The sequence below is a fragment of the Streptomyces sp. NBC_00988 genome, assembly GCF_045162645.1.
In the GTDB taxonomy this organism is placed as follows: domain Bacteria; phylum Actinomycetota; class Actinomycetes; order Streptomycetales; family Streptomycetaceae; genus Streptomyces.
On record NZ_CP108730.1, the window covers coordinates 5807141 to 5824571 of the forward strand.

Genomic DNA, 17431 nt, shown 5'->3' on the forward strand with positions numbered 1-17431 from the left:
GTCAGGTGTGGCTTGTGGCTTTTGGGGGCGCCGAGGAACGACGCTAGGACGCGAGTCCAGCTTCCCTGAAGGACTCAAGGCTGGGCCGGATCGTCGCGGTGAGCCCCGTACCGGCCACCGCGTCCAGCGTCTTGAGACCGTCACCCGTGTTGAGGACCACCGTCGTCAGGGTCGGGTCCAGCAACCCGTTCTCGATCAGCTTCTTCGCCACACCGACGGTCACCCCGCCCGCGGTCTCCGCGAAGATCCCCTCGGTCCGGGCAAGCAACTTGATCGCGTCGACGACCTGCTCATCGTTGACGTCCTCGACAGCCCCGCCCGTACGCCGAGCGATGTCGAGGACATACGGCCCGTCCGCCGGGTTCCCGATCGCCAGCGACTTCGCGATCGTGTTCGGCTTCTGCGGCCGTACGACGTCATGCCCGGCCTTGTAGGCGACGGAAACCGGCGAACACCCTTCCGCCTGCGCCCCGAAGATCTTGTACGGCTTGTCCTCGACGAGCCCGAGCTTGATCAGCTCCTGGAGCCCCTTGTCGATCTTCGTGAGCTGCGACCCGGAGGCGATGGGAACCACGAGCTGGTCCGGAAGCCGCCACCCCAGCTGCTCGCAGATCTCGTAGGCGAGGGTCTTGGAGCCCTCCGCGTAGTACGGCCGGAGGTTGACGTTGACGAAGCCCCAGCCCTCGCCCGCCGGGTCACCGATCAGCTCGGAGCAGAAACGGTTCACGTCGTCGTAGTTGCCCTCGATGCCGACGAGCTCGCCGCCGTAGATCGCGGCCATGACGACCTTGCCCTGCTCCAGGTCGTGCGGGATGAACACGCAGGAGCGGAAGCCGGCCCGGGCCGCGGCGGCACCGACGGCGCCCGCGAGGTTGCCGGTGGAGGAGCAGGAGAGGGTGGTGAAGTTGAACGCGCGGGCGGCCTCGATGGCCTGCGCCACGACGCGGTCCTTGAAGGAGTGCGTCGGGTTGCCGGAGTCGTCCTTGACGAACAGCTTGCCCGCGTCGACGCCCAGTTCGCGGGCGAGGTTGTCGGCCTGGACGAGCTTGGTCCAGCCGGGGTTGATGTTCGGCTTGTCGGCCACGTCGGCGGGGACGGGCAGCAGGGGCGCGTACCGCCAGATGTTCGCGGGGCCCGCTTCGATCTGCTTGCGGAGCTCTTCGGTGTCGTAGGCCGAGAAGTCGTAGGCGATCTCCAGCGGGCCGAAACACTCCTCGCAGGCGAAGACCGGACCGAGCGGGACGCGGTGGCCGCACTCGCGGCAGGACAGCGCGGCGGCGGGGCCGAGATCAACGGCGTCTACGGAGTTCGTGGTGCTTGCAACAGTCTGCGCAGCCATGGAGGCGAGGCCCTTTCCTCATCTTCCTCACGACGCATTTCGCCATGAGACGGATTTGGCACCTTCCCGAGCCGGGAGCCTCGCCACAACAACGTGACAAGACCGGCTGGAGGGTTGCCGGGGCTTCAACGGGCCGTATCCCTCTGCCCCTCTGGATGAGCGGTGTTCAGTTGTGTATGCGGTTGTGTCACTTGCGTGAGCGTTGACGACCCCCGACATGCGATGGTCATCAGCGTTGTTCAAGACTGTAACCGAAGGCCAGGACAGTTGAGTGAGCCGTCCGAACCGCGAGACGGATCACCTACACAGGGTGATCGCCTCTCGCCGAGAGAACGCAGAGGAGCCGCGCAACGTGCTGAAGGAAGTCGAGCACTGGCTGAGCACCCGCTCCTGGTCCATGACCGACCGGCCGCTCCACAAGATTCTGGCCGCGAAGCACCGCACGGGCCAGTCGGTCTCCGTCGTGCTGCCCGCGCTCAACGAGGAAGCGACGGTCGGCGAGATCGTCGCGATCATCCGTCACGACCTCATGCAGCAGGTCCCGCTCGTCGACGAGATCGTCGTCGTCGACTCCGGGTCCACCGACCGCACCTCCGAGGTGGCCGCCGCGGCGGGCGCCCGGGTCGTGCACCGTGACGACATCCTGCCCCGCATCCCCGCCGTGCCCGGCAAGGGCGAGGTGCTGTGGCGCTCGCTGCTGGTGACGAGCGGCGACATCGTCGCGTTCATCGACGCGGACCTGAAGGAGTTCTCCTCGGACTTCGTCACCGGGATCGTGGGCCCGCTGCTCACCGACCCCGGCGTCGACCTCGTCAAGGCGATGTACGACCGCCCGCTCGGCGGCGCGGCCGGCCAGGGCGGACGCGTCACCGAGCTGATGGCCCGCCCGCTGCTGAACATGCACTGGCCGCAGCTGGCCGGTTTCGTGCAGCCGCTCGGCGGCGAGTACGCGGCCCGCCGCTCGCTGCTGGAGCAGCTGCCGTTCCCGGTCGGCTACGGCGTCGAGCTGGGCATGCTCGTGGACGCGCTGCACCTGGTGGGGCTGGACGCCCTCGCCCAGGTCGACGTCGGCGTGCGCAAGCACCGCCACCAGGACGGGCAGGCCCTGGGCCGGATGGCCGCGCAGATCTACCGCACGGCTCAGCTGCGACTGGCCCGCGGTCACCTCATCCGGCCGTCCCTCACGCAGTTCGAACGGGGCCCGGACGGCTTCGAGCCGCGCACGTACTCCGTGGACACGGAGGAACGCCCGCCGATGGCCGACATCACCGAGTACCAGTCACGCAAGGTCGCATAACCGCACAGTTACAGACGCTCACGGACGGTCGTATACGGACTCCTACGGTCCGCCGACGGCCGTCCGTACGTTTGAGCGTTTCCGGCCCGGGCTAGGTTGTGCCGTATGGCTTCTACGTCGTCCCCCTCGCCCGCGTCCGGTGCCGCTCAGGTGCTCGTCGCGTCCAATCGCGGCCCGGTCTCGTACGAGGTGGGCGACGACGGTTCGCTGCGCGCCAGGCGCGGTGGCGGCGGGCTGGTGTCCGGGCTGTCGGCGATCGGCCCGGACGCGGGCGCCCTGTGGGTGTGCTCGGCGCTGTCCGACGGCGACCGCGAGGCCGTACGGCGCGGGGTCGGCGAGGACGGCGTGCGGATGCTGGACATCCCGGCGGACGTACACGCCGACGCGTACAACGGCATCGCCAACTCCGTGCTGTGGTTCGTCCACCACATGCTGTACCAGACCCCGCTGGAGCCGGTCTTCGACGCGGAGTTCCGCCGCCAGTGGGCGTCGTACGAGACGTACAACCGGGCGTTCGCGGAGGCGTTGGCGGATGAGGCGGCGGAGGGTGCCGTCGCGATCGTGCAGGACTACCACCTGTGCCTGGTGCCGGGAATGCTGCGGGAGTTGAGGCCGGACCTGCGGATCGGCCACTTCTCGCACACGCCGTGGGCGCCGGCGGACTACTTCCGGATGCTGCCGGACGACATCCGTGAGCAACTGCTGACGGGCATGCTCGGCGCGGACCGCCTCGGCTTCCTCACCCACCGCTGGGCGGACGCGTTCACGGCCTGCTGTACGGAGTTCACCGGCGGCCTGGGCGACACCCGGATCGGTGTCCACGGCCTGGGCGCCGACGCCGACTTCCTGCGCGCCCGCTCGCACGAGCCGGACGTGGAGGAGCGGATCGTGGCTCTCCGGGAGGAAATCGGCGCGAACCGCAGGACCATCGTCCGTGTCGACCGCACCGAACTGTCCAAGAACATCGTGCGCGGGCTGCTGGCGTACCGCCAACTCCTCGACGACCACCCGGAGTTGCTGGAACAGGTCGTCCACGTGGCGTTCGCCTACCCGTCCCGGCAGGACCTCGCCGTCTACCGCGACTACACGGCCGAGGTGCAGCGGGTCGCGGACGAGATCAACTCGCGGTACGGGACGGCGGGTTGGACCCCGGTCGTGCTGCACGTCAAGGACGACTTCGCCCGCTCCCTGGCCGCGTACCGCCTCGCCGACGTGGCGCTCGTCAACCCGATCCGCGACGGCATGAACCTCGTCGCCAAGGAGGTCCCGGTCGTCTCCGACGAGGGCTGCGTGCTGGTCCTCTCCCGGGAGGCGGGCGCGTACGAGGAGTTGGGCGAGGACGCGATCCCGGTCAACCCGTACGACGTGATCGGCACGGCAGCGGCCCTGCACGAGGCTCTGACAATGCCACCCGAGGAACGGGCCGAGCGTACGAAAAGGTTGACGGCGGCGGCTACGGCCCTGCCCCCGGCCCAGTGGTTCCTGGAGCAGCTGAACGCGCTGCGGGATCAGGCGAGTTGAGCGGGGCCGGGACGGAGAGCGGCAGGGCGCGGGCGGCGGTGGGGGGTCTCTGGAAGCTGGGGTCTTTTCTAACCACCGTAGTCTTCATGACTGGTTAGAAATTACCCCAGCCGCGAGTCACCCCAGGTGAGCCGCGAGCGCCGACAGCAGTCCTACGACCCCCGCCGCACCGTCCACCACCAGGTCCGCCCGTTCCCGCAGCTCCGTGACCTCGTCGCTGCCGCTGCACACCAGCAGCCCCGGGACGCCGTCCGAGCGGAGTTTCTCGACGGCTGCGAAGGCTGGGAGGTCGCCCAGGTCGTCGCCGGCGTAGAGGACCGACTCGGCGCCGGTCTCGCGGAGGTACTCGGTGAGCGCCACGCCCTTGTCCATGCCGGGCGGCCTCAACTCCAGGACCATGCGGCCCGGTTCGACGATCAGGCCGTGACGGGTGGCCAGGTCGGTGAGGGGGGCGCGGAGGGCTTCGAAGGCCGCCTGGGGGTCGGCCGCCCGGCGGGTGTGGACCGCGAGGGCGCGGCCCTTCTCCTCGATCCAGGTGCCCTGCCAGGCGCCGATCCCGTCCAGGAAGCCCGGGAGTTCGGCGCGGACCGCCGCGACCCCGGGGTGCGGGGCGGGGGCGCTGACCGTGCTGCTCACCGCGTCCCAGCGCTCCGTGCCGTAGTGGCCCAGCACGACCAGGTGCTCCAGGCCCGGGACGCCCGCGAAGCCGCCGTTGCGGACCGCCACGCCCGCCGGGCGGCCGGTGATCACGGCCACCGATGCGACCTTCGGGGCGAGTGCGGCCAGCGCCGGTACCGCCCCCGGGTGGGCCCGGGCCTGCTCGGGATCCGGCACGATCGGGGCGAGCGTGCCGTCGAAGTCGAGGCCGATCACCGCGGAGGCCGGTTCGGCGAGGATCGCCTCCAGCGCCTCGCGCCCGGCGCGGGTGACGGGGGTCGGCAGTGCGTGCAGGGGATCGGTGGAGTCCTGAGGGCTGCCCATGTCGACGACCCTATCCGGGCGGGGCCGGGACCCACACCTGCTGCTACCTCTCCGCCCGCCTCGTCTCACGGACCCGTCTCAGCCTGTTCACCGTCACCGGGTCGTGGGCCAGGGCCCGCTCGTCGTCCAGCAGGGCGTTGAGCAGCTGGTAGTAGCGCACGGGGGCCAGGCCCAGCTCCTCGCGGATCGCGCGTTCCTTCACGCCGGGGCCCGGGAAGCCGCGGCGCTCCAGCGCGAGGATGTCCTGTTCCCTCCGGTTCAGCGAGGGAAGCCGCGAGGGCCGGTCGTCGTCCATGCCCTGAACCGTAACCCCCGCCACTGACAACGCCCCCGGACGCTGCTCGGCTCCTACTTCCCGCTCTCCGCCAGCGACGCCGACGCCTGCAACTGCCCCAGCACCGCACCCGGGCTGCCGTTCGCGGCCACCGCCTGCCCTATCCGCTTCTTGATGTCGGCGCTGACCGTGGCCCAGGACGTGTTGCCGACCGGGTAGAGCGTGGACAGCGGGAGTTCGTCGAGGAAGGGCCGTAGATCCTGGTCCTGCTTCGACGTCTCCATCGCCTCGGACGCGGAGTTGGTCACGGGCAGGAGGTCGTACTCGCGGGAGAAGGCGAGGACGTTCTTCTCGCTGTAGACGAAGTCGAGGAAGTCGCCGATCTGCTCGCGGTGGCCGTTCTGCTTGAACGCGGCCATCCAGTCGGCGACGCCCATCGTGGTCTTGGCCTTGCCGGTGCGCCCCGGCATCGCGACCGTGCCGAACTTGACGCCCTTCTTGGCGGCCTGCTGCATGAGGGTCGGGTGCCCGTTGAGCATGCCGACGTCACCGTTGGCGAAGGCGGCGAACGCGTCCGCGCGGTTGAGCTTGGCGGGCGCGACGGGCCCGGCCAGGCCCTTGGCGACAAGGTTGTCGCGCAGCCAGGTGAAGGTGGAGATGTTCGCCGTGGAGTCGAGGGTGTACGTGCCGATGTCGTCGGTGTAACCGCCGCCCCCGCCGAGCAGCCACTGCATCGTCTCGGCCTGCGCCTCCTCGGACCCGAGCGGCAGCGCGAACGGGTACTTCACGCCCTTCGCCTTCAACGCCTCCGCGTCGGCGGCCAGTTCGCTCCAGTCCTTCGGCGGGGTGAGCCCGGCCTCGGTGAAGAGGGTCTTGTTGTAGAAGAGGACGCGCGTAGACGCGGCGAACGGCATGCCGTACTGGATGTGGTTCACCTGCCCCGCGTCCAGCAGCGGCTCCAGGAAATCGGCCTCTACGGGGATGGAGAGCAGGTCGGCCGTGGAGTACAGCCTGCCCGCGTCGGCGTAGTCCGCGTACGCGCCGATCTGCGCCATGTCGGGCGCCTTGCCGGCCGCGACCATCTCCTTGACCTTGCGGTCCACGTCGTTCCAGGAGTAGACGCTGACCTCGACCTTGACGTTCGTGTGCTTCGCCTCGTACGCCTTGACGAGCCCGTCCCAGTATTTCCGCGAACTGTTGGACGCGGAGTCGCCGTAGTCCGCGGCGACGAGTCTCAGGGTGACGTCACCCGAGTCCCCGCCGAGGCCACAGCCACCGAGGACCGCCGTCATGCCCAGTGCGGACACCACCGCGATCATTCCTGTCCTACGCCGCTGCACCGCTGAATCCCCAACCTTTGCTGTCGTGACGTTCGCTCCGCGAACCCATAAGGTCTACACCACGTGAGTGGACTAGACCTCTCGCGGGTGTACGGGCCACACTGTCCCCCGTGAGACATGTCATCGCCCTCGACGTGGGCGGCACCGGGATGAAGGCCGCCCTAGTGGGGGCCGACACACCTCCTTCTGGGGGGACACCCCCCGGACCCCCCGTGCTGCTGCACCGGGCCCGCCGGGCGACCGGCCGCGAGCGTGGCCCGGACGCGGTCGTCGAGCACATCCTCGGCTTCGCCGCCGAGCTGCGCGCGTACGGCGAGGAGCACTACGGCGAGCCCGCGGCGGCGGCCGGCGTCGCCGTCCCCGGCATCGTCGACGCCGAGCGCGGCATCGCCGCGTACTCGGCCAACCTCGGCTGGCGTGACGTACCCCTGCGCGACCTGCTGGCCGCCCGCCTCGGGGGTGTCCCGGTCGCCCTCGGCCACGACGTCCGCACCGGCGGCCTCGCCGAGGGCCGCATCGGCGCGGGCAAGGGAGCCGACCGCTTCCTGTTCGTCCCGCTCGGCACCGGTATAGCGGGCGCGATCGGCATCGACGGCCGGGTGGAGGCGGGCGCGCACGGCTTCGCGGGCGAGATCGGCCACATCGTCGTACGCCCGGGCGGTACGCCGTGTCCCTGCGGCCAGACCGGCTGCCTGGAGCGGTACGCGTCCGCGGCGGCGGTGACCGAGGCGTGGGCGGCCGTCTCCGGCGACCCCGGGGCGGACGCGGCGGACTGCGCGAAGGCGGTCGCCTCCGGGGACCCCCGCGCCGAAAAGGTCTGGCAGGAGGCCGTCGACGCCCTCGCCGACGGCCTCGTCACCGCCCTCACCCTCCTGGACCCCCGCACGATCATCATCGGTGGCGGCCTGGCGGAAGCGGGGGAAACGTTGTTCACACCATTGCGGGAGGCGGTCCGGGGCCGGATCACCTTCCAGAAGCTGCCGTCGATCGTCCCCGCGGCCCTCGGGGACACCGCCGGATGTCTAGGTGCAGGCCTGCTGGCCTGGGATCTCCTCAATCTCACCGACCGTACGGAGGTAACCACCTGATGGCAGCCGAACCAGGGGCGCGGGACAGCGTCGATATGCGGCTCCGCCGCGGGGCGCGACCAGCCACGACGCACCCGCAGCCCGCAACCGGTACAAGGCCCCTCATCCTGTCCGGCGCCACAGTGGTCCTCCCCACCGGAACCGTGAAAGACGGCCGGGTGATCGTCGACGGCACCCGCATCACCGGCGCCGCCCCCGAGAACGCCCAGGTCATCGATGTCACCGGCCACTGGCTGGTACCAGGATTCGTGGACATCCACAACCACGGCGGCGGCGGAGCCTCCTTCACCTCCGGCACCATCGACGACGTCCTCAAGGGCATCCACACCCACCGCCTCCACGGCACCACGACCGTCGTCGCCTCGACGGTCACCGGCGACATGGACTTCCTCGCCCAGCGCGCCGGCCTCCTCTCCGAGCTGGCCGAGCAGGGCGACCTCGCCGGTATCCACTTCGAGGGCCCGTTCATCTCCCCGTGCCGCAAGGGCGCCCACTCCGAGGAGTTGCTCCGCGACCCCGACCCGGCGGCCGTCCGCAAGCTGGTCGACGCGGCCCGCGGCCAGGCGAAGATGGTCACCCTCGCGACCGAACTCCCCGGCGGCCTCGACTCCGTACGCCTGCTCGCCGAACACGGCGTCATCGCGGCGATCGGGCACACCGACGCGACGTACGAGCAGACGGTGGAGGCGATCGACGCGGGCGCGACCGTCGCCACGCACCTGTTCAACGCGATGCCGCCGCTCGGTCACCGCGACCCCGGTCCGATCGCGGCGCTGCTCGAAGACGAGCGGATCACGGTCGAGTTGATCAACGACGGTACGCATCTGCACCCGGCGGCACTGGAGTTGGCGTTCCACCACGCCGGTGCGGAGCGGGTGGCGTTCATCACGGACGCGATGGACGCGGCGGGCTTCGGTGACGGCCGTTACATGCTCGGCCCGCTGGAGGTCGAGGTGAGCGAGGGCGTGGCGCGATTGGTGGAGGGCGGTTCGATCGCGGGCTCGACCCTCACCCTGGACCGGGCCTTCAAGCGCGCGGTGACGGTCGACCGGCTGCCGGTCGAGGACGTGGTCGCGGCGATCTCGGCCAACCCGGCGCGACTGCTGGGGAGTTACGACGAGATCGGCTCGCTGGAGCCCGGCAAGTACGCGGACCTGGTGCTGCTGGACTCCGCGTTCGACCTCAAGGGCGTGATGCGGCACGGTACTTGGGTGGTCGATCCCCAACTGGGCTGAAATGTACTGCTGTTGAGGCGGCGGTCGTCCCGGGACACTGGGAGGACCGCCGCCTCTTTGGCATGATCGGGCCGGAACTGGACGGCGAATGCACACACTTCGGGGGAGGTCGGCCGGTGATCCTCACGGTCACGCTGAACACCGCTCTCGATATCACTTACCGGGTACGGGAGTTGCGACCGCACGCTTCGCACCGCGTGTCCGGGGTGACGGAACGCCCCGGCGGCAAAGGCCTGAACGTGGCCCGGGTCCTGGCCGCCCTGGGCCACGAGGTGACGGTCACCGGCTTCACGGGCGGCGCCACGGGACGGGTGGTCCAGGACCAACTCACCGGCATCCCAGGCGTGTTGGACGCGCTCGTCCCGGTCTCCGGCGCGACCCGCCGCACGATAGCGGTAGTGGACGAGTTGACAGGTGACACGACTCAACTCAACGAGCCCGGCCCGACGGTCACGTCGGCGGAGTGGACGGCCTTCCAGGAGGCGTACGGGTCCCTGCTGACCGGCGGGATCTCGGCGGTGGCCCTGTGCGGAAGCCTCCCGCCCGGACTACCGGTAGGCGCATACGCCGGCCTGATCCGCACCGCACGAACAGCGGGCGTCCCCGTCCTCCTCGACACCAGCGGCGAACCCCTCCGCCGAGGAGTCGCCGCCCGCCCCGACATCGTCAAGCCCAACACCGACGAACTGGCCGAACTCACCGGCTCCCACGACCCGTTGCGCGCCACCCAGGACGCACGTCGCCGGGGCGCCCGCACGGTGGTCGCCTCACTCGGCGCGAAGGGCCTCCTGGCAGCAACCCCGGAAGGCACCTGGCACGCGACGCCCCCGTCCCGCATCCACGGCAACCCGACCGGCGCCGGCGACTCAGCGGTCGCGGGCCTGCTGTCGGGCCTGGTGGAACACCTACCGTGGCCGGACCGACTGGCACGGGCCGCAGCACTGTCGGCGGCGACCGTACTGGCGCCGGTGGCGGGCGAGTTCGACCGGGCGGCGTACGAGGAACTGCTGGGGCGGGTGGCGGTGACGGGGGAGGTCAGCGCGGCGTGACATCGAGGTTGGCCGAGAAAAACCCTTTCCCTTCCGCCCTGTCGGATGATCAGATGATCACCCGTTCGCTGTGCTGACCAGCAGCGAAAGACACAAGGGGGAACCTCATATGAGCATGCTCAAGAAGAGCCTGACGACGGCCGCTGTGGCCGGCGTGTTGGTGGGCGGCATCTTCGCCACACCGGCTTCGGCGGCCGATCCCAACACCTGCCCGAAGGGGAAGGTCTGTGGATGGACGGGGAAGAACAGGACCGGAACCAGGCACGTCATGACGGTGACGCCCGGTTGCTATCCCTTCGACACCGCCAAGTCCGTCTCGAACCAGACGTCCTACAAAATCGAGTTCTGGCACATCACCCCCGGCACCGGCTGCGACGTCGGCACCCGGCTGATCACTCTGAAGCCGGGCACCTACTCGGACAATCCTGGCACCGTCACGGGGATCGCCGTCTACGGGCCGTGATACCTGCGGCCGCGCCGGATCCGCACTGACGATGCTCCGCCCGTGACGGGCGGAGCATCGCGCTTATGGCTCTCAGCAGCGGCGTCAAGCGCCTCACGATCCGTCGGTCAGCCACAGTTGGTCGAAGAGTGCGTCGCACTGATTGCCCTGATTGCACGCGATCTCGATGACGTTGGTGCCCTTGGTCAGGCTGACCGGAGCCCAGGTGCTCTGCCAGCCCTTTTCATAGTCCCCCTTCGGGGAGCCGATGAAGTTCTTCAGGCCTATGGGCTGGGTGTTCGCTTTACCGTTCACCGACAGCGTCGCATTGGCATCGGCACCGGGGACGCTGTACCGCGCGTACAACCGGAAGTTCCCTGACTTCTGAATGCCGTTGACCGTCCAAGTGACCTTGGCACCAACCTGGTTGAAGCCGGTCACGTAAATGCCACCGTCAGCCTTCGCACCTTTTATCTCCGAGGTCAGAGAGGTGCCACCTTCCAGGCGCAGGGCTTTCGCGTCGGTCTTCGGCAGTTCACCCGTGGTCGAGGCCGAGCTGCTGCTGGACGGGCTGGACGAGGCGCTCTGGGACGCCGAAGGCGTGGAGCCCGCCTGGTTGCCGTTCTTGTTGTCGTCGTTGCCGTTCATCATCGCCACGCTGATGCCGATGACCACCGCGGCGACGACCGCGATCGCGCCGATCAGCAGGCCCTTGGTGTTGGGGCCGCGGCCTCGGCCGTTGCCGCCGCCGTTGTTGTACGACGGGGGCTGCTGGCCGGACGGGGGGCCGCCGGGGAAGGTCTCCGGGGCCTGGTAGTGGGCGTTCGGCTGGGCGCCGTAGGGCTGCTGCTGCGGGACCGTCTGGCCGTAGGGCTGCTGGTACTGGGCGGTGGGGGCCGCGGCGGCCTGCTGGCCGCCGTACTGGCGCTCGCCCACCGGGCGCACTCGGTTGACCGAACCCGGGTAGCCGTAGCCACCGCCGGACGGCGGCTGGGCGCCGGCGGCCTGACCGTCCTCGTACAGGTAGCCGAACGGGTCGTCGTCCTCGGGCGTGCTCGCGCCGTTGTTGCCGGGCGTCATCCCTAGGTACTCCTCAACAGGTGCGGGTTCAGATACGTCAGCTTCAGACACGTCGTCGATACGTCTGGAGAACTGCGAGCCTACCCGCTCCGCGTCGTCCAAACGGGTGACTCGGACCGCATCAAACCGCTGACCTGGAGATCATCCCGCGCGTCTGTGCTGTTTGGGACGAGATCGTTTCTCGATGTACATCCGTTCGTCAGCGGACTTCAACACCTCGTCCGCGGTCATGCCGCAGTGGGCCCACCCGATACCGAAACTGGCCCCGACCCGCATGCCCCGGCCGTCGACCCGGATGGGCTGGATGATCTCGTTCCGCAGACGTACGGCGAGGTCGGCGGCGTCGGCCTTGCCGAGTCCGTCGGCCAGGACGACGAACTCGTCGCCGCCGAGCCGGGCCACCGTGTCGCCGTCGCGCACCGCCCGGCCGAGCCGCCGCGCGACCTCGATGAGCACCGCGTCGCCCGCGTTGTGCCCGAACCGGTCGTTGATCGACTTGAAGCCGTCGAGGTCGCAGAAGAGCACCGCGAGCCCCTTGGTGCCGTCGTCCCGCTCGCCCTCGGGGGCGATGGTGTGGACGTGGTGGTCGTAGGCGTCGAGGAGGTCGGCGCCGGGGCGGAAGTCGAAGCCGTGGCCGTTCGCGTCGTAGGCCGGATGTCCGTACGCGGCGTCGATGGACTCGATCTCGCCGGGGAACGCGGACTGCGGGCGCTGGCAGAGGCGGGCGGAGAGGCGGGTGCGCAGCTCCGCCGAGTTCGGCAGGCCGGTCAGCGCGTCGTGCGCGGCGCGGTGGGCGAGCTGCAGCTCGCGGCGCTTGCGGTCCTCTATGTCCTCGACGTGCGAGAGGAGGAAGCGCGGTCCGTCGGCGGCGTCGGCGACGACGGAGTTGCGGAGCGAGACCCAGACGTACGTGCCGTCCCGGCGGCCCAGACGGAGCTCCGCGCGTCCGCCCTCCGCCGACGTTCTCAGCAGGGTGCCTATGTCCTCGGGGTGGACGAGGTCCGAGAAGGAGTAGCGGCGCATCGCGGAGGCCGGGCGGCCAAGGAGGCGGCACAGGGCGTCGTTGCTCCGCAGTATTCGGCCGTGCTGGTCGCCGCCCATCTCGGCTATCGCCATGCCGGAGGGGGCGTACTCGAAGGCCTGCCGGAAGCTCTCCTCGCTTGCGCGCAGGGCCTGTTGCTCGCGCTCAAGGCGGACCAGGGCGCGCTGCATGTTGGCGCGCAGCCGGGCGTTGCTGATCGCTATGGCCGCCTGGAACGCGTACATCTGGAGCGCCTCGCGCCCCCACGCGCCCGGCCGCCGGCCGTTGCGCGGGCGGTCCACGGACAGGACGCCGATCAGCTCGCCGCACGAGCCGCCGGAGACGCCGGGGGTGTACATGGGCGCGAAGAGCCGGTCGGACGGGTGCCACTCGTCCTCGAAGCGGGGTGCGGGGCCGTCGGTGTACCACTGCGGTACGTCGTCCTCGTCGAGGACCCAGCCCTCGGTGTGCGGGATGAACCGCAGGTCGCCCCAGGACTCGCCCATGCCGAGGCGGCGCTCCCAGGAGCTGCGTGAGCCGACGCGGCCGGTGATGAGCGACTCGGCGGCGGAGTTGCCCGCGAAGGCGGCGACCACGAGGTCGCCGTCGGGGCGGACGAGGTTGACGCATGCCAGCTCGTACCCGAGACCGTTGACGACGCCGTCGGCGACGGTCTGCAGGGTGTCCGCCAGGCTGCGGGCGGTGTTCATGTCCGCCATGACCGTGTGCAGTTGTCGCAGGGTCGCAAGACGGACGTAGGGTTCCGACTCGGTCTCCATACTCGCCCTCCCCCCGAGACCTCGCAGTGAATCAAGGGTCATCTTCCCCGCCACTGAATCACAGCGCGCTGCCCACTCGGTACACAGGGTCAACAATTACTACCCCTTGTGACTCAAGTCACAGCGGAAGATGAACAATTGAGTGGAGTTTCTGCATTTTCCCTGTGCGTTAACTGAACGCAAACTGTGCGGGTGTGTGGACATGATGCACGACGATGTTCCGCCGTGCGGGCCATTGGTCCTAGGACCCGAGTGGGTCGCAGGTCCGATGTGGTGCGCGGAGTTACGAGGCTAGCGTTTCTGGCGTGCTGAACACCGCGTCGATCACCGAGACCCTTCCCTCCGGGCATGCTGTGGGGGTGAGCAACGACGAGTTCCGCGCCGCCCTCGCGCGACTGGCCGCGGGCGTGGTCCTGGTGACCGCGCACGAGGAGCCCTACGACCCGGACGACCCCCAGGCCCCGGTCGGCGAGGACGTGGGCATGACGGCCACCGCCTTCATGTCGGTCTCCCTGGACCCGCCCCTGGTCCTGGTCAGCCTCCGCAACGGCTCCCGCATGGACGACCTCCTCGACGAACAGCCCCTGTGGGCCGTCTCCGTCCTCTCCGAGAGCCAGCGCCACATCGCGGGCCGCTTCGCGATGAAGGGCCGCATCAGCGACCGGTTGCTGTTCGACGACATCCCGTACGTCCACGGAGAGGCGTCCGGCGCACCCTTGGTCCGCGGCGCCCTGGCCACGCTGGAGTGCCGGACAGAACAGCGGGTTCCGGCCGGGGACCACACGCTGGTCATCGGCCGGGTACTGACGGCGGAGGTGGGGAGCGCGGAGGGGGGCCCGCTGTCGTACTTCCGGGGGCGGTACCGGCAGTTGGGGTAGCTGGCGGGAGCCCGGGGAACGGCTTTCGGGGCCGGCCGGTGACGGCAGTTGGGGTGAGATTGCTCATCCCGGGAGAAGGAGTCCGGCGAGAGGACTGCCGGCCCATCTCGGGGGCGGTTGGCGGCAGTCGGCGTGCGCGGGCCACGACCAGGCAGGGAGCACGAAGGGCGGGGCGGCAGGCCAACTGCGGGGCAGACGGCGGCAGTCAGTGCCATGCCGACACCACCTGGGTGAGGAACACCACGGGAAGGCCGCAGGAGACCGGCTCCGGAACAGTTACCGGCGGTCGGCGTCACGCAAGTCACCCCGGGCGAGGAACACCGCAGGCGGCCCGGCGAACCAACTCCGAGACAGCCACCAGCAGTTGGCGTGCGCCGGTCGCCTCCCGGGCAACTCCGGGGCAGATGACAGCAGTCGACGTCACGCAGGTCACCCCCGGGAGTGGAGCACAAGGGCAGGCTGCCGGCCCGTCTCCGGAGCCGTTACCGGCAGTTGGCGCGCCCCGGCCACCACCCGGCAAGGAGCACGAAGAGCGGCCGACAGGCCAACTGTGCGGCAGATGGCGGCAGTCGGTGCCACGGCGACAGCCCCCGGGCGAGGAACACCACAGGCAGGCCGCAGGAGACCGGCTCCGGAACGGGTGCCGGCAGTCGGCATCATGCAGGCCACCCCCGGCTAGGAACACCACGGGCGACCCGGCGAACCAACTCCGAGACAGTCACCAGCAGTTGGCGTACGCCAGCCACCTCCCGGACAACTCCGGGGCGGACGAAGGCAGTCGGCGTCACGCAGCTCCACCCCCGGGAGTGGAGCACAAGGGCGGGCCACCGGACCGTCTCCGGGGCAGCCGCCCGGCACGGTTGACCTGCGTCAGTCGCCCACGAGGACCACGTCCTGCAGGGCCACCTTTTCCGGGGCCGTGACGATGTCGATCGCGGCGATGCGGTCGCGGACGAAGGTGAAGGTCAGGGTGCGTTCGGGGCGGCCGTCGACGATCAGGGCGATGGCGGTGGCGCCGCTCACCAGGGCGTGCCGTGCGAAGGCAGCGAAGTGGGCGAAACTGGTCGCGCCGGACGCCACGGCCGCCGCACCCGCGGTCACCGCGCCCTCGGAGCGGGCGACGACGTCCGGGTCGAGCACCTTCACCAGCGCGTCGAAGTCGCCCTCGCGCACGGCGGCGAGGAACGCGTCGGCGACCGCCCGTTGCCGTACGAGATCCGTGTCCGGCGCGGGAGCGCCCTGGACCCGGCGCCGGGCCCGGCTCGCCAACTGCCGTGCCGCCGTGGGCGTACGGCCGACGATGGACGCGATCTCCCCGAAGGGGACGGCGAACAAGTCGTGCAGCACGAAGGCGAGGCGTTCGGCGGGGGTGAGGGTCTCCAGGACGACCAGCAGGGCGACGCCGACCGAGTCGGCCAGGAGGGCGTCCTGTTCGGGATCGGGGCCGGGTGCCGGGGCGGGCGTAGCGGCTTCGAGGGGTTCCTCCGCGCGGGACCTGCGGGAGCGGAGCATGTCGAGGCAGACCCGGCCGACGACCGTGGTGAGCCAGCCGCCCAGGTTCTCCACCCGCCCGCTGTCCGTACGGCTCAGCCGGAACCAGGCCTCCTGCACGGCGTCGTCGGCCTCGGCGGAGGAACCCAGCATGCGGTAGGCGACGGCACGGAGGCGGGGGCGGTGGGACTCGAATCGGGCGGCGAGGAATTCACCGTCGTTCTCCGCGCCGTTCCCGTTCCCCTCGGGCTCGTTCTTTTCGGGCTCGTTCTTTTCGGGGAATTCGAAGTAGCCCATGGGTAAACACTCCTCGCCGCGATCCGCCGTCACCGGTACGACGAAGCACGGGCCGAGGATGTGACAACCGGGCGCCGGAACTACCCCCAGTCCCGCCCGTTCCGCCCCCGCTTCGTGTCGGACCGCTGCTTCTTCTCCCGCAACCGGCGCTCATTGATACCGCGCGGAATACGGGTCGCCCGGCGCGGCTTCGGCGGCGGCGCGGTGGCCTCCGCGAGCAGCGCCGCGAGGCGTACGGCGGCGGTCTCGCGGTTGCGCCACTGGGACCGGTGCTCGGAGGACCGTACGGTGACGACGCCGTCGACGAGCCGCGACGCGAGCCGTTCCAGCGCGCGCTGCTTCCACACCGGGGGCAGCGCCTCGGTCCTGGCCAGGTCGAACCGCAGCTCCACCTGGGAGTCGCTGGTGTTGACGTGCTGCCCACCCGGCCCTGACGACCGCGAGAAACGCCACATGAGCTCGGCCTCGGGCAGGGAGACGGAGCCGCGGACGGGATAGGGACCGGACATGTCCCCATGGTCGCGTGTCTGTCCCGTCCACGTCACGCCATTTACTCCGGAGGTTCCGGGTAAAGAAAGTAAAGTCACCTGGAACCTTCGGTACCCCTCTTGGCGTTCATACAGGTACCGGTAGCTTCGTCCTCAGTACGAAGCCCGCACCGCAACGAGGGAAGGACTCCCAACAATGGCTGTAAGCCTGTCCAAGGGTGGCAACGTCTCGCTCACCAAGGAGGCCCCGGGCCTGACCGCCGTCACCGTAGGCCTCGGCTGGGACGTCCGCAGCACCACCGGCACGGACTTCGACCTCGACGCCTCGGCGATCGCGGTCAACCCCGAGGGCAAGGTCTACTCGGACGGTCACTTCATCTTCTTCAACAACAAGTCGACCCCGGACCAGACGATCGTCCACACCGGCGACAACCGCACGGGCGAGGGCGCGGGCGACGACGAGGCGATCAACGTCAACCTGGCCGGCCTCCCGGCCGACGTCGAGAAGATCGTCTTCCCGGTCTCGATCTACGACGCGGAGACCCGCTCGCAGAACTTCGGCCAGGTCCGCAACGCGTACATCCGCATCGTGAACCAGGCCGGCGGCGCCGAGATCGCCCGCTACGACCTCTCCGAGGACGCGGCGACGGAGACGGCGATGGTCTTCGGTGAGCTGTACCGCAACGGCGCGGAGTGGAAGTTCCGCGCGGTCGGCCAGGGCTACGCCTCGGGCCTGGTCGGCATCGCGCAGGACTTCGGCGTCAACGTCTGACGTTCACCGCGCCTGTAGTGCCGTGTGTTCTTCAGTGCCGTGTGTGAGGCCCCTGGCTG

The 17431-nt window shown here is 69.9% G+C and carries 16 protein-coding genes and 1 riboswitch; of the genes, 8 read left to right on the top strand and 8 right to left on the bottom strand.

The window, feature by feature from the left end:
* Positions 1-43: 43 nt before the first annotated feature.
* Complete coding sequence (gene thrC / locus OG496_RS26395; protein ID WP_366496757.1) at positions 44-1339, bottom strand: threonine synthase; 1296 nt, start codon at positions 1337-1339, stop codon at positions 44-46.
* 15 nt (positions 1340-1354) lie between these two features.
* A riboswitch (SAM riboswitch) is annotated at positions 1355-1501 on the bottom strand.
* 190 nt (positions 1502-1691) lie between these two features.
* Between thrC and OG496_RS26400 the strand changes: the two genes are divergently transcribed.
* Together OG496_RS26400 and OG496_RS26405 are read left to right on the top strand one after the other, a co-directional pair.
* Positions 1692-2636 (top strand): glucosyl-3-phosphoglycerate synthase, encoded by a 945-nt coding sequence (locus OG496_RS26400; protein WP_033281231.1) that lies wholly within the window; start codon positions 1692-1694, stop codon positions 2634-2636.
* Between the two features lie 105 nt (positions 2637-2741).
* On the top strand, positions 2742-4157 hold the full coding sequence (locus tag OG496_RS26405; RefSeq protein ID WP_405972638.1) for a trehalose-6-phosphate synthase: 1416 nt from the start codon (positions 2742-2744) through the stop codon (positions 4155-4157).
* 117 nt (positions 4158-4274) lie between these two features.
* Here the strand turns inward: OG496_RS26405 and otsB are convergent, their stop codons facing one another.
* Genes otsB through OG496_RS26420 form a run of 3 tightly spaced genes read right to left on the bottom strand, consistent with a single transcriptional unit; the run spans position 4275 to position 6731 of the window.
* Positions 4275-5138, bottom strand: a complete 864-nt coding sequence (gene otsB, locus OG496_RS26410) for a trehalose-phosphatase (RefSeq protein WP_366496755.1) — start codon at positions 5136-5138, stop codon at positions 4275-4277.
* 43 nt (positions 5139-5181) lie between these two features.
* The gene (locus OG496_RS26415; protein ID WP_366496753.1) at positions 5182-5433 is read right to left on the bottom strand and encodes a DUF3263 domain-containing protein; all 252 of its coding nucleotides are present in this window, start codon (positions 5431-5433) and stop codon (positions 5182-5184) included.
* A 53-nt stretch (positions 5434-5486) separates the two neighbouring features.
* On the bottom strand, positions 5487-6731 hold the full coding sequence (locus OG496_RS26420) for an extracellular solute-binding protein (protein WP_405972639.1): 1245 nt from the start codon (positions 6729-6731) through the stop codon (positions 5487-5489).
* 131 nt (positions 6732-6862) lie between these two features.
* Between OG496_RS26420 and OG496_RS26425 the strand changes: the two genes are divergently transcribed.
* The 4 genes from OG496_RS26425 to OG496_RS26440 all read left to right on the top strand — a co-directional run bounded on the left by OG496_RS26425 (position 6863) and on the right by OG496_RS26440 (position 10587).
* Positions 6863-7840 carry an ROK family protein gene (locus OG496_RS26425; RefSeq protein WP_405972640.1) on the top strand — a complete coding sequence of 326 codons (978 nt, stop codon included), beginning with the start codon at positions 6863-6865 and terminating at the stop codon, positions 7838-7840.
* Positions 7840-9075 (top strand): N-acetylglucosamine-6-phosphate deacetylase, encoded by a 1236-nt coding sequence (nagA, locus tag OG496_RS26430; RefSeq protein ID WP_399396039.1) that lies wholly within the window; start codon positions 7840-7842, stop codon positions 9073-9075. Before OG496_RS26425 ends, nagA begins: the two co-directional genes overlap by 1 nt.
* A gap of 116 nt (positions 9076-9191) precedes the next feature.
* Positions 9192-10124, top strand: a complete 933-nt coding sequence (locus OG496_RS26435; protein ID WP_405972641.1) for a 1-phosphofructokinase family hexose kinase — start codon at positions 9192-9194, stop codon at positions 10122-10124.
* Between the two features lie 109 nt (positions 10125-10233).
* On the top strand, positions 10234-10587 hold the full coding sequence (locus OG496_RS26440; RefSeq protein WP_405972642.1) for a peptidase inhibitor family I36 protein: 354 nt from the start codon (positions 10234-10236) through the stop codon (positions 10585-10587).
* Between the two features lie 93 nt (positions 10588-10680).
* Here the strand turns inward: OG496_RS26440 and OG496_RS26445 are convergent, their stop codons facing one another.
* Both OG496_RS26445 and cdgB read right to left on the bottom strand, forming a co-directional pair.
* A complete protein-coding gene (locus OG496_RS26445) occupies positions 10681-11646 on the bottom strand; it encodes a carbohydrate-binding protein (protein WP_405972643.1) in 966 nt (321 codons plus the stop codon).
* 141 nt (positions 11647-11787) lie between these two features.
* Positions 11788-13446: a diguanylate cyclase CdgB gene (gene cdgB, locus OG496_RS26450; RefSeq protein ID WP_366496748.1), complete on the bottom strand. Its 1659-nt coding sequence runs from the start codon at positions 13444-13446 to the stop codon at positions 11788-11790.
* A 305-nt stretch (positions 13447-13751) separates the two neighbouring features.
* On the opposite strand from cdgB, the gene OG496_RS26455 reads away from it, so the two are divergent.
* Positions 13752-14324, top strand: coding sequence for a flavin reductase family protein (locus OG496_RS26455; RefSeq protein ID WP_366496747.1), 573 nt, complete (start codon positions 13752-13754; stop codon positions 14322-14324).
* 870 nt (positions 14325-15194) lie between these two features.
* Here OG496_RS26455 and OG496_RS26460 read toward each other — a convergent pair.
* Complete coding sequence (locus tag OG496_RS26460; protein ID WP_405972644.1) at positions 15195-16112, bottom strand: sigma-70 family RNA polymerase sigma factor; 918 nt, start codon at positions 16110-16112, stop codon at positions 15195-15197.
* An 80-nt stretch (positions 16113-16192) separates the two neighbouring features.
* The gene (gene arfB, locus OG496_RS26465) at positions 16193-16621 is read right to left on the bottom strand and encodes an alternative ribosome rescue aminoacyl-tRNA hydrolase ArfB (protein ID WP_328682247.1); all 429 of its coding nucleotides are present in this window, start codon (positions 16619-16621) and stop codon (positions 16193-16195) included.
* Between the two features lie 175 nt (positions 16622-16796).
* On the opposite strand from arfB, the gene OG496_RS26470 reads away from it, so the two are divergent.
* Complete coding sequence (locus OG496_RS26470; RefSeq protein WP_366496745.1) at positions 16797-17372, top strand: TerD family protein; 576 nt, start codon at positions 16797-16799, stop codon at positions 17370-17372.
* Positions 17373-17431 lie beyond the last annotated feature (59 nt).

What these genes read in the sequence shown, in the direction of transcription:
- thrC (WP_366496757.1), bottom strand. Translation starts at nt 1,339, where the DNA reads ATGGCTGCGCAGACTGTTGCAAGCACCACGAACTCCGTAGACGCCGTT.
- OG496_RS26405 (WP_405972638.1), top strand. Translation starts at nt 2,742, where the DNA reads ATGGCTTCTACGTCGTCCCCCTCGCCCGCGTCCGGTGCCGCTCAGGTG.
- otsB (WP_366496755.1), bottom strand. Translation starts at nt 5,138, where the DNA reads ATGGGCAGCCCTCAGGACTCCACCGATCCCCTGCACGCACTGCCGACC.
- OG496_RS26415 (WP_366496753.1), bottom strand. Translation starts at nt 5,433, where the DNA reads ATGGACGACGACCGGCCCTCGCGGCTTCCCTCGCTGAACCGGAGGGAA.
- OG496_RS26420 (WP_405972639.1), bottom strand. Translation starts at nt 6,731, where the DNA reads ATGATCGCGGTGGTGTCCGCACTGGGCATGACGGCGGTCCTCGGTGGC.
- nagA (WP_399396039.1), top strand. Translation starts at nt 7,840, where the DNA reads ATGGCAGCCGAACCAGGGGCGCGGGACAGCGTCGATATGCGGCTCCGC.
- OG496_RS26440 (WP_405972642.1), top strand. Translation starts at nt 10,234, where the DNA reads ATGAGCATGCTCAAGAAGAGCCTGACGACGGCCGCTGTGGCCGGCGTG.
- OG496_RS26445 (WP_405972643.1), bottom strand. Translation starts at nt 11,646, where the DNA reads ATGACGCCCGGCAACAACGGCGCGAGCACGCCCGAGGACGACGACCCG.
- cdgB (WP_366496748.1), bottom strand. Translation starts at nt 13,446, where the DNA reads ATGGAGACCGAGTCGGAACCCTACGTCCGTCTTGCGACCCTGCGACAA.
- OG496_RS26460 (WP_405972644.1), bottom strand. Translation starts at nt 16,112, where the DNA reads ATGGGCTACTTCGAATTCCCCGAAAAGAACGAGCCCGAAAAGAACGAG.
- arfB (WP_328682247.1), bottom strand. Translation starts at nt 16,621, where the DNA reads ATGTCCGGTCCCTATCCCGTCCGCGGCTCCGTCTCCCTGCCCGAGGCC.
- OG496_RS26470 (WP_366496745.1), top strand. Translation starts at nt 16,797, where the DNA reads ATGGCTGTAAGCCTGTCCAAGGGTGGCAACGTCTCGCTCACCAAGGAG.